Origin of the sequence: Acidithiobacillus ferriphilus, from assembly GCF_018854775.1 — a bacterium.
Classification (GTDB): domain Bacteria; phylum Pseudomonadota; class Gammaproteobacteria; order Acidithiobacillales; family Acidithiobacillaceae; genus Acidithiobacillus; species Acidithiobacillus ferriphilus.
In genome coordinates this window covers 1-24,045 of sequence record NZ_JAAZTY010000115.1, presented here as the reverse complement: position 1 = coordinate 24,045, position 24,045 = coordinate 1, and the positions used below count along the sequence as shown (strand labels likewise).

Below are 24,045 nucleotides of genomic sequence, written 5' to 3'. Positions count from 1 at the left end.
CACCGCCTGCATCCGCAGGGTACCCTTTCCGCCTATAAGGACAACGCCGCGGTCATGGCGGGCGGCGCGCTGAGCCAGCCTTTCGCGGTGGGCGCGTCGGGAGAATATGCCGTGGCGGAAGAGCGCACCGCCATCCTGATGAAAGTCGAAACCCACAACCATCCGACAGCCATTTCGCCCTTTCCCGGAGCCGCCACGGGGAGTGGCGGCGAGATCCGCGACGAGGGCGCCACCGGGCGGGGCGGCAAGCCCAAGGCGGGTTTGACCGGCTTCTCGGTATCACATCTGCGGATTCCCGGCTATATCCAGTCATGGGAGTCGAACCCTTACGGAAAGTCGGCGCGTATCCGCTCGGCGCTGGACATCATGCGCGAAGGCCCCCTGGGTGCTGCGGCCTTCAACAACGAATTCGGCCGCCCGGCCATCACCGGTTATTTCCGGGTCTTCGAATGTGATCAGGATGGGCTGCACCGCGGCTACCACAAACCCATCATGCTGGCTGGCGGTCTGGGGCAGATTCGCCCCCTGCTGGTGGAGAAGAAGCCTCTACCGGAAGGCGCCAAGGTGCTGGTTATCGGCGGGCCGGCCATGCTCATCGGTCTGGGTGGTGGCGCCGCTTCCAGTGTGGCCAGCGGGGCAGGGGATGAGCAACTGGATTTTGCCTCGGTGCAGCGCGGCAATCCGGAAATGCAGCGCCGGGCCCAGGAAGTGATCGAGCGTTGTATTGCTCTGGGAGAGGACTCACCTATTTTGTCCATCCATGACGTCGGGGCGGGCGGGCTTTCCAACGCCATTCCCGAGTTGCTGCACGATGGTGGTCGTGGCGGCCATCTGCAACTGCGAGCGGTGCCCAATGAAGAACAGGCCATGTCGCCCATGCAGATCTGGAGTAATGAGGCGCAGGAGCGTTACGTGCTGGCCGTGGCAGCGGCGGATCTGCCGCGTTTCACGGAAATCTGCACCCGCGAGCGCTGTCCCTGGGCAGTTTTGGGAGAAGCTACGGCGGGGGATGCCCTGATTCTGGAAGATTCACTGCTTCACGACCGGCCGGTGGATATGGCCCTCAGCGCCTTGCTGGGTTGCCCGCCGCGCATGGAACGGGATAGTCGGCATGTGCAGCCCGGTTTGCGGCCGCTGGACCTGTCTGGCGCCGATCTGCGCGCTGCCGCCTATGCCGTCCTGCGCCACCCTTCGGTAGCCAGCAAGGAATTCCTGATCACCATCGGCGACCGCAGTGTCGGCGGCCTGATTCACCGCGACCAGATGGTGGGGCCCTGGCAGGTACCGGTGGCCGATTGCGGAGTCACGGCAGCGGATTTCTGGAATACCCACGGCGAGGCCATGGCCATCGGCGAGCGCGCCCCGGTGGCGGTGTTGAATCCCGCGGCCAGCGCCCGGTTGGCCATCACCGAAGCCCTTACCAACCTTTTTGCCGCCGATATAGCCGCGCTGGGCGATATCAAGCTCTCGGCCAACTGGATGGCGGCGGCAGATCATCCCGGCGAGGATGCGGCGCTCTATGACGCGGTACGTGCCGCGGCACTGGAACTCTGTCCGGCGCTGGACCTTGCCATCCCGGTGGGCAAAGATTCCTTGTCCATGCGCAGCATCTGGCGGGAGGAGGGCGTGGAAAAGGCCGTTGTGTCACCGCTGTCGGTAATCATCTCGGCCTTTGCGCCTGTGGCGGATTTGCGGAAGAACTGGACTCCTCAGTGGTCTGCGCAACCTGATACGGATCTCTGGCTGGTGGACTTGGGATGTGGCCGGCTCGGTGCTTCCATTCTGGCCCAGACTCTGGGACAGATGGGCGACAGTACGCCTGATCTGGATGCCCCGGAGTTGCTCCGTGGCCTGTTCACCGCATTGCAGACTTTGCGCATGCAGGAACTGGTGCTCGCCTATCATGACCGCTCCGATGGCGGCCTCTGGGCGACCCTCTGCGAAATGTCTTTCGCCAGTCGTTGCGGGGCGGACATTCAACTGCCTTCGGGGGCGGATAGCTGGTCCTTCCTTTTCGCCGAAGAACCAGGAGTGGTTATTCAGACTCCGGCCGCCCAGCGCGCGCAAATCATGCAGATTTTTGCCGATGCCGGCCTTGCTGGACGGGCTCAGGTCACGGGTCAGGTAAAATCCGATCACTGGCGTTTGTCCGTGGAGCAGGATGGCCAATCCGTCCTGAACGAAGCTGCCGCCGATCTGCTGCGCACCTGGGCGGAGACCAGTAACCGGATGCAGGCCCTGCGCGATGATCCGCTGTGCGCTCAAGAGGCTTTTGCTGTGGTGGCCGCAGAGGAAACGCCACTGTTCTCCCGTCTGACCTTCACCCCGCAGATGCCGATGATGCAGACCGGGGCCAGGCCCCGCGTGGCTATCCTCCGGGAGCAGGGTGTAAACGGCCAGATCGAGATGGCGGCGGCTTTCCATCGTGCCGGTTTTGCCGCTGTGGACGTGCATATGAGCGACCTTGCGGCTGGTCGTCACCGCTTGGGAGACTTCCAGGCGATGGCCGCTTGCGGCGGCTTCTCCTACGGAGATGTGCTGGGCGCCGGTGCGGGCTGGGCCAAATCGATCCTTTTCCATGATCGTCTGCGGGATGATTTTACCGCCTTCTTTGCCGATACCTCGCGCCTGGCCCTGGGCGTTTGCAATGGCTGTCAGATGTTGGCGGAGCTGCGCGACATTATTCCCGGCGCGGCGCACTGGCCGCGCTTCGCGCGCAACCGCTCGGAGCAGTTCGAAGCGCGGCTGGCCATGGTCGAGGTCGTGGATTCGCCGTCGCTGTTGTTTGCGGGTATGGCGGGCACTTACGCGCCCATCGTTATCGCCCATGGCGAAGGGCGGGCGCACTTCGCCGGGGATCAGCCGGTGGTGGCGCCCGTTACCATGCGCTTTGTGGATGCCCGGGGACAGCCTGCAGCGCAGTATCCAGCCAATCCCAACGGCTCCCCGCAAGGCGTTACCGGCCTCTGCAATGAGGACGGTCGGGTTTCCATCCTCATGCCGCACCCCGAGCGGGTCGTGCGCAGTTTGCAGATGAGCTGGCGGCCGCCGGAGTGGGGTGAGGCTACACCATGGATGCAGATTTTTGTGAACGCACGGAAGGCGTTGGGGTAATGTTTGGAGCAAAATAAGATATTAATAAAAAAGGCCCGGGCTATAAGCCCGGGCCTTTTTATCTGGTGGAGCGGAGGAGGATCGAACTCCCGACCTTCGCATTGCGAACGCGACGCTCTCCCAGCTGAGCTACCGCCCCATTGCCGCGTAGGATAAAGGCAACTCCCCCGTAATGCAATGGGCGTTACAGGGTGCTGGAAATGCCGAGCCTTACGCCCGGCCCACCACCACGACATCACTACCGAAGGGAAAAATCTCCGGCTTGAGGCCGGCCTCGCTGAGGGCTGCGGCAATTTCCTCCGGATGCAGGAAATGGTTGCCCTGCACATGTTCGGTCAGATTCTGAAAGGCCATGCCGCGGAGCGGCGGCTCGCGCAGCACGCGGTGGTCGTCGGGCCAGGCCGGTTCCCAGATGACGATGGCGCCTTCGGGTTTCAGGCTGGCGTGCAGTCGTTGAAAAATCTCACCACGGTTTTCCCAGACATGATGCAGGGCGCGATTCATGGCGATGAGGTCAGCGGGCTCTGGCAGGGAAAACTGATGGATATCGCCTTCATCAAAATGCAGGCGATCTGCAACGCCCTCGCTGTCGGCTTTTTCCGTAGCCTGGCGGATGTTTTCGGCGAAACCATCCAGCCCCAGACCGCGCAGATGTCCGCAGCGTGCGGCGAGTGCCCGCAAGTACCAGCCATTGCCGCAGCCGAGGTCCACCGCCAGCCCGCCGCGGGCATCGACTTCGGCAAAGATGGGGACGGCCGGGCAGATCTTCTCCTCGAATGTCTTGCGAAAATTGTTCTCCAGCATCAGCCCGAACCAGGGCAGGATGGTTTCGCGTTCGGCCAGCACCTGTTCGCCGGGACGCTCACCCGTGCGCATGAGACCCGCCGCCCGCTCCGCCATATGTGCAGAAAGCACGGCACCCACCGCTACGCCCACACGGCTGTTTTCGGCTTCCGGGCGCATGCTGTCGCCATCCTCGCTCAGCCGCCATTGCTCATTGTCGGTCAGTTCCAGCCAGCCAAAGGCATAGGCGGCGTCACACCAGCGCAGCACGTAGCCGGTATCCATCCCGGCGGCAGACGCCAGTGTGGGGGTGTCCGCATTGCCCAGGGTATGCAGGGCGTTAAAAAGTCCGTTGACGACGCCAATGAAAGCGATGTTCAGGGATAATGCACCCTGAGCCTGCTGCCGAAGTTCATCCATGCTGCGTAAAGCCATGTCACACTCCCTCGTTCAGATGAGATATTTTAGACCGACCACCGCGAGTACCGCGAGGGTCCCCATGAGAAAAGCCCTTTGATTGATGCGCATGTGCAAGTGATTGCCTGCCCACAAGCCGAGCAGCACCGGTGGAATCAGCAGGAGAAAACCCACCGTCAGTTGCCAGGTCAGCAGGGCCAGCGCGATGTACATAACGGCCCGTAAAATATTGTCCGTGAGGGCAATGCCCTGAAACGTGGCGCGAAAGGCGCGTTTGTCGAGATGCCGCATTTGCAGATAAGCGACAATGGGTGGACCCCCGCCGCCATACAGGCTGCCTACCACGCCACCGAAAATGCCCAGCGGCATTCCCCAGGGCAAGGCGACCCGCGGTAGTCGCTCCGGTTTCATGGCCAGCGCGTAGACCACGTAGGCGAGAATGAACACGCCGAGAAAGCGAGTCAGATTCTGGGCATTGGTATCCGCGAGAATAAAGGAGCCGATGGCCAAGCCGATCACGCTGCCGGGAATCAGCCAGCGCAACTCCGGCCAACGCATTTCCCGAAAGTCATAGGCGCCCAGCAGCACGGAACCGAGCAGATCCAGCAGCAGTACCACGGGTACCACTTCTTTGATGGGGAAAATAAGCGTCAGCAAAGCCACCGAAATTAATCCAGAGCCAAAGCCAATCACCGCGCGGACATAAAAGGCGACCAGAATGATCCCCCCGGCGATGGCCCAGAGCAACGGATTTTGGATCAGAATGGCGTAGGAAAGGGAAGCCTGCATTATCATACCGACCAGTCTATATGGTTTGTGGATGACCTTCCATATAGGGCTGGTGGGATTGATTCATCAGAGTCGGGCGTTGGTCTATAGGCAACCGTAAAAAAATAGCCTAATATCGAAGCATCCTAAGAAATTGCTTTAATTTGATATAGCCGATGCGGCGAGGTGTTCCCATGCTGGCCTCCATTCCTATACCCGACACAAATTTTGGACCCTCGACGCCAAAATATTTCTCTTCCACAGGGTGGTGGCTCTTTCCCCTGCTTTCGTTGGCGGCGATTTTTCTATTTTGCGCGCCGCGTGCCGCGGCCGGGACCAGCGGCCTCCCGCCCATAGATGCGCGGGCTTATATTCTGATGAACGCGGATACCGGCGCCATCATTGCGACGAAAAATGCCTATCGGCCCTATGCCATTGCCAGCATTACCAAGCTGATGACGCTATATCTGCTTTTCAAGGACATTGACAGCGGGCATCTGCAGATGGACCAGCGCTTCGTGCCCTGTCGCACGGCGCTACAGACGAGGGGCTCCAGCATGTTCATGCATCCCGGTCTGCCCTTTACCGTCGCGCAGATGATTCTCGGAATGACGGTGCCTTCCGGCAATGATGCTGCGGTAGAAGCCGCACATCTGGTGGCCGGCAGCGTATCCGCCTTTGTCACCAAAATGAACCAGACGGCGCGTAAAATCGGGATGCTTTCCACCACCTATTATGATCCCGATGGGTTGCCGCATCCTAATAACATGTCCAGTCCCTATGATGTTGCCGTCCTCACCCGCACGATCATGACCCAGTTTCCGCAGTTCATGCCTTTTTTCGGCCACAAAAACTTCACCTACGCGGGCATCACCAGCCCTAACCCCAACCTGTTGGTGGGGCGGGTGCCCTTTATCACCGGCATGAAAAGTGGCTATACCGACGCAGCAGGGCATTGTCTCGTTGCTACAGGAACACAGGATGGTGTGAAGCTGATTGCCGTGATTCTCGGAGTGCCGTCCTTCCACAATGAAAGGCGGGGTTTCTGGAAGGCGTCCTGGCAGAGCCTCAAGTTGCTGGACTGGGGATTCGCGCGCACCCTCTGGCTGCCTGCAGCGCCGCATCTTGAGCGGACCTCGGCACCGTAATTGCCAAGCTTCACTTGCTGAGCTTGAGGTGCGTGGGCGGTGCTGAGTCGGCGGATGGTTTCTTCAGGAATATGATCAGCGGAATCATGACCAGAAAGCCGTAAAAAACGAGTACAAAAGCGTCCAACGTTCCGCGCATATTCGCCTGGCTGTATAGCACAACATTACCCAGCACTCGCCAGGTGGTCGGATTCTCGGTCATACCCGCTGCTGCGAGATAGTGACTAAAGGCAGGATTGAACGGGTTGATAAAGCCGCCCATCTGGTTCCAACCCACTTGCGTTTCCTGGCTCGTCACCGTAGAGACGATGGCGATGCCGATGCTGCCGCCCAATGTTCGCATCAGGTTGAAAATGCCCGATCCTTCGGCCTGCTGTGATTTTTTCAGAGTCATAAAGGCTAGGGTGAAGAGCGGGATGGTGACCAGCCCAAAGCCAATGCCGCGGATAAAGCTGGGCCAAATGAGCCAGGCCATGCTGATGCCCAGGCTGTAGAGTGTCGTGAAATAGGTACCAATGGCGCCGAAAATGACGCCGACCAGTACGATGTTGCGTGGATTGACGCCGCGCCCCAGCAGCCGTCCCGCCAGCATCATGGCCAACATCGCACCAATGCCCTGTGGTGCCATCACCAGCCCCGCAGTGAAAGCCTCATAGTGCATCAGTGTCTCCAGCATGATCGGCAGAATCACCATGGTACCGAAGAGGGCGAGACCGAATATACCGATACCCATACTGCCGATGGAGAGATTACGGTCTTTGAGCAGGCGCAAATCCACCACTGGATATTTTACGCTCAAAGAGCGCCAGACAAAAAATAGCATTCCCAATATGGCACAAATAGTCAGAATGATGATGGTCCGCGAGCTGAACCAGTTATCCTGATCGCCGAGACTCAATACGCCCTGTAGGCTGCCCAGCCCCACGGCCATCAACGCAAAGCCTGTCCAATCCACCGGACGGGGGGTGGTGCTCTTGCCGCCGTCAGGAACGGTCTGCATCATCAGGAACGCGAGGATGCCGAAGGGAATATTCACATAGAATACCCAACGCCAACTGAGCGTGTCCGTCAGATAACCGCCCAGGGTGGGACCCAGAATCGGCCCCAGCATGATGCCCATGCCGAGGATGGCCATGGCCTGACCGCGCTTGTTGGACGGATAGGCGCCGAGCATGATGGTCTGCCCCACGGGCGCCAGCGACGCGCCAAATATGCCTTGCAGGAAGCGCCAGAGCACGACTTCTAGCAGGCTATGGGACTGCCCGCAGAGCACCGAGGAAATCACAAAGCCGACCACGCTCCAGAGCATGATGTTGCGCTGGCCGTAGCGTTCCACCAGGAGCCCGGTGAGGGGCAGGATGATCACATTGGCGACCATGTAACTGGTGAGCACCCAGGTGATCTGATCGCTGTTGGCATGCAGAGAGCCGCGCATGTAGGTCAACGCCACGTTGACAATGGTCAGGTCGAGTACCTGCATAACTACCGCCAGCATGACTGCTACCGTAATGGTAAGACGTGAAGCGGGGCTCTCTTGCGTCACGGATGGGCTCCTCTCTGGCAAGTTGGAAACGGTCATTAAGCAGCAATGTCGGGATAGACCGCAACCAGGAAAATTCGGGATTGTGGCTCGATGCACCCATGGTCAGACTTATTTTGGCGGGAAACGTGCTATGTCATGGGCAAACGGTGCCTGACGTAACAGGTCTTCCTCCTCGCTGCGCAGCCAACGCCATTCGCCGGGACGCAGCGCGCCGAGAGGCAGATTTCCCACCGCTACGCGAAGCAGGCGCAACACCTCCGTGTCGCTGGCGGCAAGCAGACGCCGGATCTGGCGATTGCGTCCTTCCTGCAAAATGAACTCCAGCCATTGGGTTTTTCCACCACAGCGTAACTCTCTTATCCGCAACGGTAAGCAGGGTTTGCCATCGAGCGTGGGGTTGGTCGCTAGTTGAGCTGCGGCGCTCGCGGAGAGGGGCGGGCGAATCTGCACATGGTAGGTCTTGGCCACATGCTGATCCGGATCCAACAGTTGTTGCGCCCAATGCGGATCATTACTGAAGAGCAACAGACCGGAACTGGCCTGATCCAGACGTCCTACGGGAGCCAACCATGGACTCTTGGGCAGCAGGTCGTAGACGGTGGCACGCCCCTTCTCATCCCGACGAGTGCTAAGAACTCCGCGCGGTTTGTGCAGGAGCAAAACCCGGCGGGTACTGGCGGTGACCTCGATACCATCGACACAAATTTTGGGGCCGGACAGGGCAAAGCGTGCCTCTGGATCGTGTACCCGGCGGCCATCTACCTCCACCCGGCCGGCCCGTATCCATTCCGCCGCCACCGTCCGTGAGCACAGCCCGGTTTTGGACAGGATGCGGGCAAGCCCAAAGCCGGGAGCACTTTGGTTTTGTCCAGGCTTTGGACTATGATTTGAAGGGCACTTCACTCGTTCGCCCAAAGGAGTTGATTATGGCGCATGAAACTTTGCATGAACCCCTCGAATCGTTGTCCCCCGAAACCGTGGACGTCCATCGGGCCATTTCCTCGCTGATGGAGGAGTTTGAAGCGATTGACTGGTACCAGCAGCGCGCCGACGCCTGCAAGGACCCTATGCTCAAGCAAATTCTGGAACACAATCGGGATGAAGAAATTGAGCACGCTGCTATGGTACTGGAGTGGCTGCGCCGCAAAATGCCGCGGCTGGACAAAGAATTGCGTGAGTATTTGTTCAGCAAGGGTTCCATCACCGGCCACGAGTCCGCGGCGATGGGACGAGAGTAAAATGGATCGCGTTGTCACGGGACAAAACGCGCACAAAGGTCGTTGTAAAAATTAAGCCCGAGAGCAGTGGGTTGTAGGAATTCTCCTTTGATTTCGACCAAACCCGCGCGCTCGGCCCGGCGGATTTGTGGCTGAACCATAGGCCATGACAGGCCGGTACGTTCCGGGAATAACGCCATGGGGAAGCCATCCGTCAGACGCAAGGCGTTGAGCATGAACTCGAAAGGTCTGTCGGCGATTAACACGGGTTCATAGTCGCCGATGGCGTCGGCATCACTCAGTGCGTCGGTCATGTAACTTTCCGGACGGCTGGGTTTGCGGCTGCGCCAGATGCCATCGGACAGGGTGATTTTGCCGTGTGCTCCAGCACCGATGCCGAGGTAGTCGCCATAGAGCCAGTAATTGCGATTGTGCTGGCAGCGTTGGCCGGGCAGGGCGTGGGCCGATATCTCGTAGCGCGGCAGTCCGGCCTCCTGGAGTTGCCGGCGCAGGACACTTTCCATGTCAGCGGCTTGATCGTTGTCCGGCAGGTTTGCCGGTGGATGACTTGCAAAAGGGGTTCCCGCCTCCAGGGTGAGCTGGTAGAGGGACAGGTGGGGAGGGGTATAGTCCAGCGCGATTTGCAGGTCTGCTTGTGCAGCGGCGAGATCCTGCCCCGGCAGGGCAAACATGAGATCGAGATTATAGCTTTCGAATTCCGCGGCGATGGCGAGCTCCACCGCGCGGCGGGCTGCCGCTGCATCGTGAATGCGGCCGAGCCGTTGCAGAAAGACATCATTGAAAGATTGGATGCCTAAAGAGAGCCGGGTGACGCCCGCCTCCCGGAAGGCGCGGAAAGATGCCGATTCCATGGCTCCCGGATTGGCCTCCAGCGTCACTTCCAGGCCGGGCAGAGGCCGCAGGCGGGCGCGGATCTCGGAGAGCAGGCGATCGATGATTTCTGGCGGAAAGAGGCTGGGGGTGCCGCCGCCGATAAATATAGTCTGTACACGACGTCCCCAGATGCGTGGCAGTTCCCGATCCAGGTCGGCGAGCAACGCGGCCAGATAACGTTCTGCGGGAATGCTGTTGGTCGCATGGGAATTGAAATCGCAATAGGGACACTTGGCTTTGCACCAGGGCAGGTGCACATAGAGCGAAAACGACGAAGATGGTTTGAGGGTGAGGTTCATGAATACTCGTGGGAGGAATGATAGGTGACGAAAATGGATTGGACGCCCTTATTTTTACTCCGAACAGTACTTTTCCCCAAGGCATTATTGGGACTGCGTGTTTTTGAGCCGCGTTATCTGGACATGATCAGCGCTTCCCTGCGGCAGGGTCGCGATTTTGGCATTTGCCTCAGCCACCCTCGCGGCGACGGCCATGCCGGACCGGAATTGGTGGGTACCCTGGCGCGCATTGTGGACTGGGGTGGTGAGGCGGGTGTTCTCCAGGTGCAGGTGCAGGGGCAGGAACGCTTCACCATTCAGGACTGGCGTTATGATGGACCTTTGGCGGTAGCCGTGATTCAACGCTGGGCTGCGGAACCCATTGTGCCCATGTGTCGCGAAAGTGATGTGTTGCGTTCTATTCTTGAAGAGTTGGTGGGCAAGGAGCCCGCTGCGGAGATGGACGCCAGCAGTGCCGGGATGATTCTGGCGCAGGCACTGCCTGCCTCTCCAGAAGAAAAGCAACAGCTTCTCCTCCTTCGGGATCCCTTGGAGCGACTGCACCGGATTATGGATCTGCTCAATCAACGCGGCCCGTAGGAACAAATCTTAACGCTTCCCTTTGCCGTAAATGTAGGTGGAAAAATCGGTATAGTTTTGTGAAAGATTACGGAAAAGGTGGTCGAGACTGATAATTGCCTGCTCCAGGATATTCACAGTAATATAAGGCTTCTCCACCTTTAGCCGTTGATAACGGGCGCGGGTGAGGACCAGTACCTGGGTATCGTCACTTTTGGCGAGGATGCGGGCGCTACGTGGTTGACGGTCGAAAAAAGACATCTCTCCAGCCATCTCTCCATCATGTACTCGGACCACTTCTACTTCGTCGCCGTCGGCGGTGTGGTGAACGATGGCCATTTCACCCTTGACGCAGAAGAACAGAGCTTCTCCCAGAGTGCCCCATTCGGCAATCACCTGATCCATATGAAATTGGGCATGGGTGACATATTCAGCAAGGGTCTGGACTTCGCTGATGGTCAACGACTGCGCCAGATGATGCTGTTTGAGAAATTGGGCGATTTCTACATGGGCAATGCCGGGCATGGTGTGTTCCTCTGGGAAGCGGATTTTCTATCATTATAATGGTGGAAGAGGGCTGAGGGACAGTACCGCATTTTGAATCTGGCCGTCGCCTCGCGGTATAATGCAACCTTGCCTCCAACGAGTATTCCCATGACACGTCCCAGTGGAAGAAGTGCCGACGCCTTGCGTCAGGTACAGGTCATACGAAATTTTACCAAACATGCCGAAGGCTCGGTACTGATAGCCTGTGGCGACACCAAAGTGCTGTGTACCGCCAGCGTCGAAGAAAAGGTTCCGTCCTTTCTGCGCGGTATGGGCAAGGGGTGGGTGACGGCAGAATATAGTATGTTGCCGCGTGCAACCCGGGAGCGGGTCGCGCGGGAATCTGCCAAGGGACGTATCGGTGGACGCACCCATGAAATTCAACGCCTCATCGGCCGTAGTTTGCGCGCCGCCGTAGATTTACAGGCCTTGGGTGAGCGCACCATCTGGGTGGATTGTGACGTGCTTCAGGCCGATGGCGGAACCCGCACCGCGAGTATTACCGGCGCTTGTCTGGCGGTGGCCGATGCTCTGCAACATTTGCGTGCGACCGGGCGGATTCAGAACAATCCCTTGCGGGACTGGGTGGCGGCTGTTTCGGTGGGCATCTACCAGGGGCAGGCGGTTCTGGATCTCGATTATGCCGAAGACAGTAATGCCGACGTGGATATGAATGTGGTGATGACCGGTGCAGGTGCGTTTGTAGAAGTGCAGGGGACTGCGGAGGGTGCGGTATTCAGTGCGGAACAAATGACCGAAATGCTGGGGCTGGCGCGCAAAGGGATCGCTGAATTGGTGGCGCGTCAGCATCAGGAGTGCTCGGAAGCCCGTTCATGACGCCCTTGTTGTTGGCCACCGGTAACGCGGGTAAGGTGCGTGAGTTGCAACCGGTGCTCGCCGCTCGTGGTTTTGCGGTGGTCGGCCAAACGGGGCTGGGTATTTCCAGTATTGCAGAAACCGGACTTACCTTCGTCGAAAATGCGTTGCTCAAGGCACGCCACGCCGCCTCACAAAGTGGTATGGCAACGCTTGCCGAAGATTCCGGGCTTTGTGTGCCCTACCTGCAAGGAGCACCCGGCCTTCACTCCGCGCGCTATGCGGGTCCAGAGGCTAGTGCCGCCGCCAACAACGCCAAGCTGCTGACGATGCTGACTGGCGTAGAGGGCGCGGCTCGTGCCGCTTATTATGTGGCTTGCATGGTCTTTCTGGAATCTGCCGCTGATCCTTCGCCATTGGTGGCTCAGGGTTTCTGGCAGGGAGTTATTGGTGAGCACCCCGTCGGTGGTGGAGGGTTTGGGTACGATCCGCTATTTCGGCCCGCGGGCGGACGGCGCAGCGCGGCGCAGTGGAGTCTGGAAGAAAAAAACGATTGCAGTCATCGTGCGCTGGCGCTACGCAGACTGTTGGCGCTACTGGCGGAACGTCAGGCGCCCCAGCCACTATCACTCAATGATTGACGCAGGCGGGACAGAGCCCGCACCTGTAATTGTCTTACCGCCTCGCGGCTGACACCCATCCGTTCGGCCACGGCTTCCAGAGTCATCGGGGCATCGCCATGCATGCCGTAGCGAAACACCATGACCTCCCGTTGCTTTTCGTTGAGTTCCGTCAAATGCCCGCGCAGCGCTTTGCAAATGGCGTCGCGGTCGTATTCGTTATCAGGACCAGCAATATCGCCGACCACCTGTTCGATACGGCTGGGCCCGTCGGACATTTCTTCGTCGAGAGAAAAGACACGAATATCGGCAAAATCCAGCGCGCGCATGGTGCTCTCGCGCACTCCAAGAGCTTCGCGGCGCTGCTCGCGGCGTACATCGATGTTGCTGTCTTTTTCCTCTCCGCGCTGCGTATAAGCGTGCAGGGATTTGGCAAGATAGTCGGGCAGGCGTATGAAGCGAGAGCGGATGAGTGCCCGTTGCATGGCCTCGCGAATCCACCAGGTCGCGTAGCTGGAAAAGCGTGTTCCGAGCCCTTCCCGAAACCGGTCGGCGGCGCGTAGCAGGCCCATATATCCTTCCTGAAGGAGGTCCTCCTGACTCAGTCCTTTGTTGCGATAAGCACGGGTGACCGCCTTCACCAGGGGCATGTGGGCAGAGATGAGGGTGGCGCGAGCGCATTCATCACCTTGGCGCAGTCGATGGATGAGCTGCAGTTCCTGTTTCTGGCTGAGGAACGGTCCACTGTTTTCGTCGTCTATGAAATCACCAAGAGGCGGCGGATCAATGGCGGGATCCATGTCAGGAATGTCTGAATCCCTCGATTCCCTAGCTTCGGTATACATTTTGGCCTCTTGTTTTGATCACAAAGTGTTGCAACGTTATAATCTAATAATATAATTTAATAGCGTTTTCACGACCATGAATATTAGGATTCTTTTTGATCCGTCTGTCAAGGGGCTGCAACGGTATTTTGTGATTTTAGCAACAAGGTGCCGCCGGCATCGCGGGAAATAATGTATTTTAGTTGAGGTGTATTTACGGGCGACCAGGGTTTTTTGACTATGTCCATTGATCTGCCTATAATCCTGCCCTTTGTCGTTACCTATATCCAAAGAGGTCGGAATCCTTCTATGCCAACTGTTCGCGTCAAAGAAAATGAGCCCTTCGAAGTTGCGCTGCGGCGTTTTAAACGCTCCTGTGAAAAAGCGGGCGTCCTTACCGAAGTGCGGCGTCGTGAGTTCTACGAAAAGCCCACAGAAGAGCGTAAGCGCAAGGCCGCTGCTGCTCGTAAACGTTCGTTGAAGCGTATGCGGCGCCAGTCCATGCGTCTGGTCCGGCTCTACTGATGACACTGCGCGAACGCCTCCAGGAAGATATGAAGTCGGCCATGCGCGCTCGGGAAGCCGAGCGTCTGATGGCCATTCGTATGCTTCTGGCAGCGATCAAGCAGCGCGAAATTGATGAGCGCCGCGAGCTTGACGATACTGAAGCGTTGAGTATTGTGGATAAGCTGATCAAGCAGCGCAGGGATTCTGCCAGTCAATTTATTGCTGGTGGTCGTCCGGATCTTGCGGAAAAGGAAGAGTCAGAAATCGTTTTCCTCGCGGCCTATCTGCCGGAGGCGTTGCCGCCTGTGGAAATCGATAGGCTGATTGCTGAGACAATAACGGTCGTAGCGGCCAGTGGTCCCAGAGATATGGGTAAGGTACTTACCGCCTTGCGCCCGCAGATGCAGGGACGTGCGGACATGGCCGTGGTGGCGGAAAAAGTAAAGGCCCGCCTTAGCAGCTAATGGACGAAGACGCGGCTGCGGCCGGGATTACCTCCTGGCAGAACAGCTTCTGGCGGGCTCTGGATGCCAGTGATGTGCAGAGCGCGTGGTCGCGGTATTGTGGTCACATCTATGGTCGCGAGTATGTTGCGGCGACAGCTCCTTGGGTGACGCTTGCGGAAATTCATGATCGTCTGAATTGGTCGACGTGGCTGTCACAGCGTATTACCGCCGGTTTTTCTCTCCCAGTCGTTGATATTCCTGATGTAAATACCCTGCTGGATCTGGTCCAGCGCCCTGGTGCCGTGCTCAGCGGGCGAGATTTGCGCGCGGTGCTCAACGTGCTGACGGCACAGAAAGACTACGCCGCGGCTTTGCGTCAGACTGTGGATGCCCTGACCGGACTGGCGGCTGAGCTTGATCCTCCGGCGGTTTTGTCGCGTAGCCTCAAGATGGCGCTGGATGATGAGGGCGAACTCCTCGACACAGCCAGCCCTGATCTCGCGCTTCTGCGTCAGCGCCTGCGGGCTAGCCGCAGCGAATTGCAACGTTTCCTGCAAAGCTTTCTGCGCAATCCTGACTGGCAGGAATACTGGCAGGATCAGATCATCGTGCAGCGCAACGAGCGTTACGTGCTGCCCCTCAAAGCCAGTCATAAAGGGCGTATCAAAGCAATCGTGCATGATCGCTCGGCCAGTGGTGAAACCCTTTTTGTGGAACCGCTGGTTGCCGTCGATCTGAATAATCAATTGGTTCAGGACCGACGTGCTGAGTTGCAGGAACAGGAGCGTATTCTTCGCGTCCTCAGCGCGGCGGTCGGGGCAGAAGTGCCGGGCATCGTCGTGGCCCTGAGGCATATGGGCCGCCTGGATGCGGTACGGGCGGGGCTGGAACTGGGCGATACCTATGGCGGGATTCTGCCCAAGGTGGGTGTTGCGGCGGCGTTTGATCTGCAGGCCCTGCGCCATCCGCTACTCTGTCTGCGTCATCCGGGGCAGATTGTGGGTAACTCGGTACATCTCGGGGTGGACGCGCACCAACTGGTGATTACCGGCCCCAATACCGGTGGCAAGACGGCTACCCTGAAAGCGGTGGGGCTCAATCATCTGATGGCCTATATGGGGTTGCCGGTGACGGCGGAAGGCACTCTGGGCTATTTCCGAAAGTGCTTTGCGGTCATTGGCGATGCCCAGGATATTCACACGGATCTTTCTACCTTTTCGGCGCAGGTGCAGCGCCTGCAGGAAGTGCTGAGGCACGCCGATGCCAACAGTCTTGTGCTCCTTGATGAATTGGGCAACGGCACCGATCCCCGGGAGGGGGGCGCACTGGCCCAGGCGGTGGCAGAGGCCTTGCTGGCGGCCGAATCCTGCACACTGCTCACCAGCCATCTGGAAGTGATGAAACGCTATGCCCTGAGCCATGAAGGTGTGGCGTTGGCGGGTATGGGTTTCGATGCAGAGCGCCTGGCGCCCACCTATCGCTTGCAGTGGGGTGTGGGTGGCGCGAGCCAGGGCTTGGCTATCGCTCGGCGGGTGGGGATGCCAGCGCCGCTGATGGCCCGCGCCGAGGCGCTCTATGCCGATGATCGCGAAGACTGGGAACGTTGGGAAGCGCAGCGGGAGGGTTTACTGCGGGCCGCACAGCAGGCCATGGATGAGGCTTCGTTGGCGCGCAACGAAGCCGCAGCATCCGCCCGGCGCTTGGAGCGCGAGTTGGAGGCGGCACGACAAGAGCGCGCAAAAGCCGCCTCCGCTGCGCATGCCGAATGGGAAAATATCCTGATGACGGCACGCCAGCAGGTGCGGCAAACCATCGCGGCGCTCAAGTCAGGACGGGATACTCATGCCGCATCAGCGGCCTTGCAGCGTCTGGAAGCCCCTTTCCGGGTGGAAGAGCAGCGTGCGGATAGTCTGCCTGCCGTGGGGGCCAAGGGCCTGTTTCTGCCGCTCCGGCAGGTGACCCAGGTATTGCGTGTGGATCCAGCCCGGCAACGAGTGCAGATTCAATTGCGGGGCAAACAGCTTTGGGTGCCGACCGCACAATTCGCCGTGGATGCAGCGGTGCAGATACCCAAGGAAAAGGGCAGCGCTCAATATGCAGTGCCGGAAGATCATCCCTGGCGCCTGGATTTGCGCGGACAGCTTCGGGAAGACGCTTTGCTGGCCTTGTGCCGGCATGTGGATGGTGCCGTGGCCGCCGGTCGCCAACAGGTCGAGATTCTGCACGGTAAGGGTAATGGCGTACTTGCGGAAATGGTGCGCGAATTTGCCGAACAGGACCCTCGAGTCAGCCAATGGCGCATGGCGCGACCAGAGCATGGTGGTGGCGGGGTCAGCGAGTTGGAGTTACGCTGACGAATGGCCAACTTTCCTCCCACATTTGTCAATGCCGTACTGGAGCACAGCGATCTGGTGCGCCTTATCGACAGCCGTGTGCCGCTGAAGAAAAAGGGCAAGGATTTCTGGGCCTGCTGTCCGTTTCATCAGGAAAAAAGCCCCTCATTTTCCGTCAGCGCGGATAAGCAGATTTATTACTGTTTTGGCTGCCACGCGCATGGAAATGCCATAGGATTTTTGATGGCCCATGACCGGCTCTCTTTCCCTGAAGCGGTGACGACACTGGCCGAGGAGGCGGGCATTGCCCTGCCTGAAGACAGTCCCACCGGCGAACAGGAAGACCTCCGGCCACTGCGTGCCATCCTCGAAAAAGCCGTCGCCCTTTACCAGTCCATGGTCGCAGAACATCTACCAGCTCAGGAATATCTGCGTGGAAGAGGGTTGGATGCCGACACTATCGCGCGCTTTGAGCTGGGTTATGCACCACCAGCGGCCCGGCTTCTGAGCCAAAGACTTGGCAATGATGCGTCATCGCGGCGGCAGTTACTGGGAGCGGGATTGGTCAGCAGTCGCGACGATGGCTCGGTTTATGACCGTTTTCGCGGTCGAGTGATTTTTCCGATCCGCGATGGGCGCGGACAAATGGTGGGGCTGGGAGGGCGTAGTCTTGACGGCCACGAACCCAAATATCTTAATTCGCCGGAAAGCGCCCTCTACCACAAGGGCCGGGTGCTTTATGGTCTGCATCAGGCGAAGGAAGGCGTGCGTCGTGCTGGGCGAGTTCTGCTGGTGGAAGGATATCTGGATGTCATTACATTGCACCAGGTGGGTGTTGACTATGCCGTCGCTGCCAGTGGGACAGCCTTGGGTGATAGCCAGTTAGAGATGCTCTTCCGGGCGGCGACCGAGGTGCTGCTTTGTTTTGACGGTGATAATGCCGGGCGTAATGCCGCCTGGCGCGCGGTGCAGATGGCACCGGAGCATCTGCGTGAGGGGCGTCTGCTGCGAGTATTGTTCATGCCCGATGGGGAGGACCCCGACTCACTGGTGCGTCAGCACGGGGCCGCGGCGTTTGAATCACTACTTCCGGGCGCACGTCCGGCCATTGATTTCTTTTTGGAAGGTCTGCAACACCGACATAATCTTGCAGCAGAAGACGAGAAGGCTCTTTTCCTGCATGCGGCGCGCGATTTTCTGAAGCGAGTGAGCGATCCGATCCTGCGTGAGGTCTATGAGCAACGGGTGCAGGATCTTTGCGGATTAGCCCCGGTTACCCGGCGGGCGGCGTCGCGCGTGGTACGCAAACCCTCGCTCAACGCGACTCAAGGGCCATCCCTTTACAAAACTGCGTTGCGACTTTTGCTGCATCACCCGGAGGATCCGGCTTGGCAGACGCTGGACCGCGATTTGCTGCCGTTTCTCTTCGACAGCGAGCCTACGGTAAAAAATCTGGCGGGGGCACTTGATATTTTGGCCAACATGACCCATCTAAGTTCTCACGAATTGTTCGCGAGATTGTCGGCATCGGAACATGCGGAAGTATGCTATGCACTGGTGATGACTGATGCTGGCGGTGTAGACGATGGTGCATCGACGCAGCTTGAAATTGCGGGCTGTGTGGCGCGGGTCAATCAGCGTCTTGCTGCAGCGCGCAGCCACTTTATCAGCCGGGCAGCGGATCAGGGTGGTTTGAGCGCACTTTCCGAGCAGGAGCGAGCAGAGATGGTACGCTTGTCCCGGCGCGGCAGGCGGAAGGATGTTTGAGCCAGATATAACTGCAGGAAAAGGCTGAGGATGCAGGTCTGTGACGATGAGACCTTTCCAGGCGTATAGTTTTTCTTATATAATGCGCGGCTTTCCGCGAGTGCAGGGTGGTTATGAGAGACGGTGAGAGTGCAGTGGATAACGAATCTCAGCGGTCTGAGCTGAAGCGGCTTATCGCGCGCGGTAAAGAGCAAGGCTACCTGACCTATCGCGAGATCAATGATCATTTGCCCGAAGAGGTCTTCGACCCCGAGCAAATGGAAAATGTCATCTCCATGATCAATGACATGGGTATTGAGGTCTTCGAAGAAGCCCCCGATGGCGAAACCCTGCTGGATGGGGAAGGTGGTTCCGTGGTCGCCGCCCAGGAGGCGGAAGAGGCCGCCGAAGAAGCCCTGGCTGTGGTCGAGGCGGATATCGGGCGGACCAGTGACCCGGTGCGCATGTACATGCGCGAGATGGGCAGCGTCGAACTGCTTACCCGTGAAGGTGAAATCGAGATTGCCCGGCGTATTGAAGACGGGCTGATGCAGGTGCTGCGGGCGGTATCGACTTGTCCGACGACCATCTCTCTTTTGCTGGACGCGGCCGATCGGGTGGAGCGCGGTGAGATACGCCTGGATGAAGTGGTCGACGCCTTTATCGATCCTAATGCGCTGGATGCGGAAGCGGTTGGCGCGGACGAGGATGCCGTACTGGTGGGCGGCGACGAGATTGAGGTTGAGGACGACGACGAAGAATCTGAAGGCGGTGATGTCGAAGTAGATAAAGGCCCACAACTCGAAGAAGCGTTGGAACGTTTTGCAGTTATTCGCTCTGCTTACACCATGTTACTCGTCAGCTATGCCGATGGGGAAATGCATGGGGAAGCCTACCAACGGCAGCGTCGTGAGCTTGCGGAGCGCTTCCTGGAAATCAAGCTCAACGTTCGTCAGATCGATGTCATGACCGATGCGCTGCGCGGGTTGACCGAAGAGGTACGTCAATGCGAACGGGAGCTGATGGAACTGTGCATTGAACGTGCACGTTTCCCGCGTAAGGATTTTGTACGCAGTTATCCTGGTCACGAAAGTGATGTTGGCTGGGTTGATCAGCAAATTTCCGGTGGATTTTCTTACAGTGCTCGGTTGATCGAGTTTCGTGACGATATCGTGTCGATCATGAAGCGACTGGCGAACATTGAGAAGCGTGCAGGCTTGCCGGTTGTTGAGATTAAAGAGGCCAGCCGATTGATGTCTATTGGTGAGGCTAAAGCGCGGCGTGCCAAGAAGGAAATGGTCGAGGCCAACCTGCGTCTGGTGATCTCTATTGCCAAGAAGTATACCAATCGTGGTTTGCAGTTTCTCGATTTGATTCAGGAAGGGAATATCGGCTTGATGAAAGCCGTGGACAAGTTTGAATATCGGCGTGGTTACAAATTCTCGACTTACGCGACTTGGTGGATACGGCAGGCCATTACGCGGAGCATTGCGGATCAGGCGAGGACCATTCGTATTCCGGTACATATGATCGAAACCATCAACAAGCTCAATCGGATCAGTCGACAGATGCTTCAGGAAATGGGACGCGAGCCGACGCCTGAAGAGTTGGCAGAGCGAATGGAGATGCCTGAGGATAAAATTCGCAAGGTATTGAAAATCGCTAAAGAACCCATCTCTATGGAGACACCCATAGGTGATGATGAAGACTCGCATCTGGGTGATTTCATTGAAGATCGAAACGTGACTGCGCCAGCGGATTCTGCCGTTAATGCGGCGATTCGCGAGGTGGTCGAGGAGCTGCTCGATAATGGTTTGACGGCGCGGGAGGCCAAGGTGCTGCGTATGCGTTTTGGTATCGGGATGAATACCGACCATACGCTAGAGGAAGTTGGCAAGCAGTTTGACGTTACTCGTGAGCGTATCCGCCAAATTGAAGCCAAGGCACTGCGTAAACTGCGTCACCCCTCCCGATCGGAGCGGTTGCGCAGTTTTGTGGACGGTGAGGTGACGATCCCGTCTTGATGTATGCTTCTGTTGTATACCGGCGTGGATATCGGCGCGTTCCACGCCTTTCTTTAGGGCCTGTAGCTCAGTTGGTTAGAGCAGGGGACTCATAATCCCTTGGTCCACGGTTCGAGTCCGTGCGGGCCCACCATATAATCAAATGGTTATCGTGAAATACGGTAACTCGAAAAGCTGATTGGCACTGTTGTCGGTGGTCTGATCGGTGGATAAAAATCCCCTGTTCCCGCTAGATGTCCTGTCAATAAAGGCTTTTATAGCCGCTTGATTTTGGTGCGGTCGCGGAAGCTCAGTTCGTTAAAACGGCCCAGACTTCTTAATCTTCTGGTGTGTGACGATGGGCGCTTATTCTAGGGATACTGATTTCTCTGACATCGAGAATATAGTAAACTATTCCTAGGCACAAAATGGAAATCCCATAACCAAAAATGGTGGCAGCGTGCAGTGCTCTGGTGTCCAGCAGGATATACTCTCTCGATATGCCCAATATCGCAATGAGGACAACGGTTTTCACCCGGACTATTTGTCCACTATGTTGAATGGAGTGAAAAATCGTATGGTTAAACTCCAGGGCAATCAATAAACTCATTATGGATCCAAAGACGGCTGGGAAACTATGTTCTTGTATTGCATTATTTGGTGTGTTTATTAGATGTGCAATGCTGGATACCAGATCCCAGAGAGCAACTAAGATAAGAATTGTAAGCAATAACGAAATCACTAATGAAACGATCTGCTCAAAACGCTCATAAAGCGTAAGAACTGTCCAGTCCGTGCGGAGTCTTTCAAGAAACCATCTGTGTCTCATCGCGAGATCCCCAATATTTGTTTCACATTATATGTTATTATTTTTTGTGTAAGGCGTAAACATTAATCACCTGAAATGCTATTAATAACAGAAGGACAGTGGATGTTGTCGAGTGGCACATCGGCCATGAAATGCCAGAAATTATGAAACCAATACCTATACCTCTGCCTGTGGAACCTTCTCTGTTAAGCAGCAGGAAGTGCGCATCATAGAGACACAAACAAATGGATAATCATATTTAAGTTACAAAATTTCTAAAATGTTATCATCTGGTTCAGGTGATGCCGTGGGAGGAATGAGGCTTCATGAAAATATCACGAAGCCTCATCCTATCGCTCAGGAAATCGCAATCTTCTTGCGTTTGGCAGCTTCTGTTTTGGGCAGAGTCAACTCTAAAACACCATCTTTGTATGTCGCTTTAGTTTGATCGCCATTCACATCTGCAGGGAGCTGCACGGTACGAGAAAACTCTCCACATCGACGCTCCCGGTAGATATAGTTCCCTTCTTCCCGAGCGCTATCTTCTTCCTTGATGCCGCTGATGTAGACTTGATTCCCATGTACCTGGACATCCAGCCTGTTCTTGTCTACACCGGCAATTTCTGCCTTCAATACAAAAGCGTCATCGTGATCAAGGACATCGATATGCGCGATATGGGGCTGCGTGGCCTGTCGAGTAATGAAAGGAGAGAACACCCCTGGCCATACTGTCTCCATAAGGCTTTCCAAAGGTTCTACCTGGCGAACATTCCTGACCGCAGAACGTGAGACTTCATTTGTCATTTTACACCTCCTTAATATGCATCAATAGAACACCAGTCAGGCGACTGTATGCCTGATTTCTGGCATGCAAAGTTATGGGTACGAGTTCAGATGATTTCAAGGGGAGTTTTTAGGCCTTTGGGAGGGGGCTGCAGATTCGCTACCGATCGTTGATGCGAATGCTCCATTGGCCGTTCCGATTGCCGGAGAACTTCTCCATGCTGTTGCCCCTGGCGGTACAGCCAAATCTTTGATCCGGTCCGCGATCTAATTGCGCCAATTTCCGCTGCGCCACCCGCAACAGTTCTGCTCCAAAGCAGTGTACCTGCAGGTCGGCGAAGACCGCAGCGGTTTGCTTGTCGGCAAGGCGCATGATTATCGATGAACGCCAACATGAGGGTTTAGCCTGAGCAGGAATGCTGATGGCTAGCGTGGATTGTTGTAGCCGGTCTCCTTGAACATGGCCTGCCCAGCCTTGCTGGTCATGAAGCGGATGAAGGCCTCCCCCAATTTTGGATGCGGGGCGTCTTTGGGCACGGCGGCATAAAACACCAAAGGCTGGGTGTCCAGGGTTTTGGTTTTGCCGTCCACCGTCATAGTGAAATGCACGGTGTCATACCAGGCTTTGGCCATGGCCGGGTTGCTCAGGTTGATTTCATCCGGGAGGGTGATGAAGGGAAGATGGAGCGATTTCACAGCGCTCTCATATCCGGAGGAGGCGTCTATCTGTCCACTCTTCAGGCGTGCCAGCAGGGAGGCTTCGGTGAATATCTGCTTTTGGTTCTCCACAGGGCCTAGAACACGCTGCGCAAGTTCAGGCTGGTGGTAGTACTTTTGCGCCAGAAGGAAGGTAAAGAGGATGTTCTGCCCCTGGGGATCCGTCTGCGGGTCCGTGCGTCCGAACTGAATCCCCGGCTTCTCCAGAACCGTGTACCAAGGTATTTTGCCGGCGGCTGCGGCTACAAATTCGTTGGCATAGCGGCTCTTGGGGCTGTAGGCGATGACCATGGCGGTGCTGGCTACAGGGACCGCCTTGCTCACCATCCCGGCCTTTTCCAGCACCCGGATGGGGCCGGGCGTAATGGAGATGAATACGTCCGTGCGCAGCTTCTTTGCCGCAATGAGGTGGGCGAGGCCATAGGCACCTTGTCCCTCTCCCTGGTAGGTCACATGGTGTGTCTTGGCGAAGGCAGGTCCCAAATGCATGTCCATAACCGCTCCCATGGAACCGGCATAGGCAACATGGAGGGGGGTGGCGGCCACAGCGGTTCCCATGCCCGCCACCCACAGACTGACGAGTAAGGCCATGACAGGCGGCTGTGCTTTCATGCGTATCGACCGATTCCTGACCACCCCTGGCATCTGCGTAATGGCTGGATTCTTGAGGTGCTGGTCCGACTCTATATTTTGTGACATATAACGATGTACCAAAGCAGACCAATTGTTTTGCATGTTGGACGTCTCCATTTTTGGAAAAAATGAGCAACCATCGGGAGATTCGATATGTATGACAGAATATCTCGATGTCGTAAAGCGTACCTGCATACCCAAAATTTGGCTATACCGGATCACAAAGCAATTTCCATGCTAAAAAAACCCGGCGGAGCCGGGCTGGGTGTCTAACCTAGTGCTTTCTGGGTATCCATGTTTTGCCTCAGAAGGTTAGTACGGTGCGGATGGACTTACCCTCGTGCATGAGATCGAAAGCGGTGTTGATCTCTTCCAATGGCAGGGTATGGGTGATCATCTCGTCGATATGGATTTTGCCTTCCATGTACCAGTCGACGATTTTCGGCACGTCGGTGCGGCCCTTGGCACCGCCGAAGGCGGAACCCCGCCAGTTGCGTCCGGTCACCAGTTGGAAGGGGCGGG

The 24,045-nt window shown here is 57.2% G+C and carries 22 protein-coding genes, 2 tRNA genes and 1 pseudogene; 12 read left to right on the top strand and 13 right to left on the bottom strand.

The genetic code is table 11. The annotated features are described in order from the left end of the window. The coding region (purL, locus tag HF921_RS08610; RefSeq protein ID WP_215892467.1) for a phosphoribosylformylglycinamidine synthase at positions 1-3,114 on the top strand (3,114 nt) is incomplete at its 5' end. Positions 3,115-3,177: 63 nt separating this feature from the next. Here the strand turns inward: purL and HF921_RS08605 are convergent. The 3 genes from HF921_RS08605 to HF921_RS08595 all read right to left on the bottom strand — a co-directional run bounded on the left by HF921_RS08605 (position 3,178) and on the right by HF921_RS08595 (position 5,109). Next, positions 3,178-3,253 (bottom strand) — tRNA-Ala (locus HF921_RS08605). 71 nt (positions 3,254-3,324) lie between these two features. Continuing rightward, positions 3,325-4,332 (bottom strand): class I SAM-dependent methyltransferase, encoded by a 1,008-nt coding sequence (locus HF921_RS08600; protein WP_064219928.1) that lies wholly within the window; start codon positions 4,330-4,332, stop codon positions 3,325-3,327. 15 nt (positions 4,333-4,347) lie between these two features. Then, positions 4,348-5,109 (bottom strand): sulfite exporter TauE/SafE family protein, encoded by a 762-nt coding sequence (locus tag HF921_RS08595; protein WP_064219929.1) that lies wholly within the window; start codon positions 5,107-5,109, stop codon positions 4,348-4,350. A 167-nt stretch (positions 5,110-5,276) separates the two neighbouring features. On the opposite strand from HF921_RS08595, the gene HF921_RS08590 reads away from it, so the two are divergent. After that, entirely contained in the window at positions 5,277-6,230 is a 954-nt protein-coding gene (locus HF921_RS08590; RefSeq protein WP_064219930.1) for a D-alanyl-D-alanine carboxypeptidase family protein, read from the top strand. A 10-nt stretch (positions 6,231-6,240) separates the two neighbouring features. Here HF921_RS08590 and HF921_RS08585 read toward each other — a convergent pair whose 3' ends face one another. Together HF921_RS08585 and HF921_RS08580 are read right to left on the bottom strand one after the other, a co-directional pair. Beyond that, positions 6,241-7,773: a DHA2 family efflux MFS transporter permease subunit gene (locus HF921_RS08585; protein WP_215893674.1), complete on the bottom strand. Its 1,533-nt coding sequence runs from the start codon at positions 7,771-7,773 to the stop codon at positions 6,241-6,243. Between the two features lie 108 nt (positions 7,774-7,881). Continuing rightward, complete coding sequence (locus HF921_RS08580) at positions 7,882-8,676, bottom strand: pseudouridine synthase (protein ID WP_215893673.1); 795 nt, start codon at positions 8,674-8,676, stop codon at positions 7,882-7,884. Between the two features lie 23 nt (positions 8,677-8,699). Here HF921_RS08580 and HF921_RS08575 point away from each other — a divergent pair, with 23 nt between their 5' ends. Then, positions 8,700-9,011 (top strand): encapsulin-associated ferritin-like protein, encoded by a 312-nt coding sequence (locus tag HF921_RS08575; protein ID WP_064219932.1) that lies wholly within the window; start codon positions 8,700-8,702, stop codon positions 9,009-9,011. Positions 9,012-9,025: 14 nt separating this feature from the next. Here HF921_RS08575 and hemW read toward each other — a convergent pair whose 3' ends face one another. After that, a complete protein-coding gene (hemW, locus tag HF921_RS08570; RefSeq protein ID WP_215893672.1) occupies positions 9,026-10,183 on the bottom strand; it encodes a radical SAM family heme chaperone HemW in 1,158 nt (385 codons plus the stop codon). A 33-nt stretch (positions 10,184-10,216) separates the two neighbouring features. Here hemW and HF921_RS08565 point away from each other — a divergent pair, with 33 nt between their 5' ends. Beyond that, a complete protein-coding gene (locus tag HF921_RS08565; protein ID WP_226834412.1) occupies positions 10,217-10,762 on the top strand; it encodes an LON peptidase substrate-binding domain-containing protein in 546 nt (181 codons plus the stop codon). 9 nt (positions 10,763-10,771) lie between these two features. On the opposite strand, the gene HF921_RS08560 is transcribed toward HF921_RS08565, so the two are convergent. Then, complete coding sequence (locus HF921_RS08560) at positions 10,772-11,266, bottom strand: Crp/Fnr family transcriptional regulator (protein ID WP_064219913.1); 495 nt, start codon at positions 11,264-11,266, stop codon at positions 10,772-10,774. A gap of 129 nt (positions 11,267-11,395) precedes the next feature. Here HF921_RS08560 and rph point away from each other — a divergent pair, with 129 nt between their 5' ends. Then, positions 11,396-12,124 (top strand): ribonuclease PH, encoded by a 729-nt coding sequence (gene rph, locus HF921_RS08555; RefSeq protein ID WP_215893671.1) that lies wholly within the window; start codon positions 11,396-11,398, stop codon positions 12,122-12,124. Then, positions 12,121-12,744, top strand: a complete 624-nt coding sequence (gene rdgB / locus HF921_RS08550; RefSeq protein WP_215893670.1) for an RdgB/HAM1 family non-canonical purine NTP pyrophosphatase — start codon at positions 12,121-12,123, stop codon at positions 12,742-12,744. The genes rph and rdgB overlap by 4 nt, the downstream gene beginning before the upstream one ends. On the opposite strand, the gene HF921_RS08545 is transcribed toward rdgB, so the two are convergent. Beyond that, positions 12,711-13,568, bottom strand: coding sequence for a sigma-70 family RNA polymerase sigma factor (locus tag HF921_RS08545; protein ID WP_064219916.1), 858 nt, complete (start codon positions 13,566-13,568; stop codon positions 12,711-12,713). The genes rdgB and HF921_RS08545 overlap by 34 nt on opposite strands. 288 nt (positions 13,569-13,856) lie before the next feature. Here HF921_RS08545 and rpsU point away from each other — a divergent pair, with 288 nt between their 5' ends. The 6 genes from rpsU (at position 13,857) to HF921_RS08515 (ending at position 20,736) form a co-directional block, all read left to right on the top strand. Continuing rightward, positions 13,857-14,072, top strand: a complete 216-nt coding sequence (gene rpsU / locus HF921_RS08540; protein ID WP_035195145.1) for a 30S ribosomal protein S21 — start codon at positions 13,857-13,859, stop codon at positions 14,070-14,072. Then, entirely contained in the window at positions 14,072-14,518 is a 447-nt protein-coding gene (locus tag HF921_RS08535; RefSeq protein ID WP_215893669.1) for a GatB/YqeY domain-containing protein, read from the top strand. Before rpsU ends, HF921_RS08535 begins: the two co-directional genes overlap by 1 nt. Further along, positions 14,518-16,854, top strand: a complete 2,337-nt coding sequence (locus HF921_RS08530) for an endonuclease MutS2 (protein ID WP_215893668.1) — start codon at positions 14,518-14,520, stop codon at positions 16,852-16,854. The genes HF921_RS08535 and HF921_RS08530 overlap by 1 nt, the downstream gene beginning before the upstream one ends. A gap of 3 nt (positions 16,855-16,857) precedes the next feature. After that, positions 16,858-18,600: a DNA primase gene (gene dnaG, locus HF921_RS08525; protein ID WP_064218897.1), complete on the top strand. Its 1,743-nt coding sequence runs from the start codon at positions 16,858-16,860 to the stop codon at positions 18,598-18,600. Between the two features lie 134 nt (positions 18,601-18,734). Next, positions 18,735-20,603 (top strand): RNA polymerase sigma factor RpoD, encoded by a 1,869-nt coding sequence (gene rpoD / locus HF921_RS08520; protein ID WP_418910427.1) that lies wholly within the window; start codon positions 18,735-18,737, stop codon positions 20,601-20,603. Positions 20,604-20,659: 56 nt separating this feature from the next. Then, positions 20,660-20,736, top strand: a tRNA-Ile gene (locus HF921_RS08515). Positions 20,737-20,919: 183 nt separating this feature from the next. On the opposite strand, the gene HF921_RS08510 is transcribed toward HF921_RS08515, so the two are convergent. The 5 genes and pseudogenes from HF921_RS08510 to HF921_RS08490 form a co-directional block, all read right to left on the bottom strand. Then, a complete protein-coding gene (locus HF921_RS08510; protein ID WP_064218895.1) occupies positions 20,920-21,411 on the bottom strand; it encodes a phosphate-starvation-inducible PsiE family protein in 492 nt (163 codons plus the stop codon). Between the two features lie 336 nt (positions 21,412-21,747). Further along, positions 21,748-22,194, bottom strand: coding sequence for an Hsp20/alpha crystallin family protein (locus HF921_RS08505; protein ID WP_215893667.1), 447 nt, complete (start codon positions 22,192-22,194; stop codon positions 21,748-21,750). Between the two features lie 139 nt (positions 22,195-22,333). Then, complete coding sequence (locus HF921_RS08500; protein WP_064218893.1) at positions 22,334-22,546, bottom strand: hypothetical protein; 213 nt, start codon at positions 22,544-22,546, stop codon at positions 22,334-22,336. Between the two features lie 53 nt (positions 22,547-22,599). After that, positions 22,600-23,502 (bottom strand): extracellular solute-binding protein, encoded by a 903-nt coding sequence (locus tag HF921_RS08495; protein WP_215893666.1) that lies wholly within the window; start codon positions 23,500-23,502, stop codon positions 22,600-22,602. A gap of 325 nt (positions 23,503-23,827) precedes the next feature. After that, positions 23,828-24,045, bottom strand: a pseudogene (locus tag HF921_RS08490) (S-(hydroxymethyl)glutathione dehydrogenase); the annotation flags it as partial.

Coding starts and splice junctions, on each gene's coding strand:
- HF921_RS08575 (WP_064219932.1), top strand. CDS start 8,700: ATGGCGCATGAAACTTTGCATGAACCCCTCGAATCGTTGTCCCCCGAA.
- HF921_RS08505 (WP_215893667.1), bottom strand. CDS start 22,194: ATGACAAATGAAGTCTCACGTTCTGCGGTCAGGAATGTTCGCCAGGTA.
- HF921_RS08530 (WP_215893668.1), top strand. CDS start 14,518: ATGGACGAAGACGCGGCTGCGGCCGGGATTACCTCCTGGCAGAACAGC.
- dnaG (WP_064218897.1), top strand. CDS start 16,858: ATGGCCAACTTTCCTCCCACATTTGTCAATGCCGTACTGGAGCACAGC.
- HF921_RS08510 (WP_064218895.1), bottom strand. CDS start 21,411: ATGAGACACAGATGGTTTCTTGAAAGACTCCGCACGGACTGGACAGTT.
- HF921_RS08560 (WP_064219913.1), bottom strand. CDS start 11,266: ATGCCCGGCATTGCCCATGTAGAAATCGCCCAATTTCTCAAACAGCAT.
- HF921_RS08535 (WP_215893669.1), top strand. CDS start 14,072: ATGACACTGCGCGAACGCCTCCAGGAAGATATGAAGTCGGCCATGCGC.
- HF921_RS08565 (WP_226834412.1), top strand. CDS start 10,217: ATGGATTGGACGCCCTTATTTTTACTCCGAACAGTACTTTTCCCCAAG.
- rph (WP_215893671.1), top strand. CDS start 11,396: ATGACACGTCCCAGTGGAAGAAGTGCCGACGCCTTGCGTCAGGTACAG.
- HF921_RS08595 (WP_064219929.1), bottom strand. CDS start 5,109: ATGATAATGCAGGCTTCCCTTTCCTACGCCATTCTGATCCAAAATCCG.
- HF921_RS08545 (WP_064219916.1), bottom strand. CDS start 13,568: ATGTATACCGAAGCTAGGGAATCGAGGGATTCAGACATTCCTGACATG.
- HF921_RS08500 (WP_064218893.1), bottom strand. CDS start 22,546: ATGCGCCTTGCCGACAAGCAAACCGCTGCGGTCTTCGCCGACCTGCAG.
- rpsU (WP_035195145.1), top strand. CDS start 13,857: ATGCCAACTGTTCGCGTCAAAGAAAATGAGCCCTTCGAAGTTGCGCTG.
- HF921_RS08590 (WP_064219930.1), top strand. CDS start 5,277: ATGCTGGCCTCCATTCCTATACCCGACACAAATTTTGGACCCTCGACG.
- hemW (WP_215893672.1), bottom strand. CDS start 10,183: ATGAACCTCACCCTCAAACCATCTTCGTCGTTTTCGCTCTATGTGCAC.
- rdgB (WP_215893670.1), top strand. CDS start 12,121: ATGACGCCCTTGTTGTTGGCCACCGGTAACGCGGGTAAGGTGCGTGAG.
- HF921_RS08495 (WP_215893666.1), bottom strand. CDS start 23,502: ATGAAAGCACAGCCGCCTGTCATGGCCTTACTCGTCAGTCTGTGGGTG.
- HF921_RS08600 (WP_064219928.1), bottom strand. CDS start 4,332: ATGGCTTTACGCAGCATGGATGAACTTCGGCAGCAGGCTCAGGGTGCA.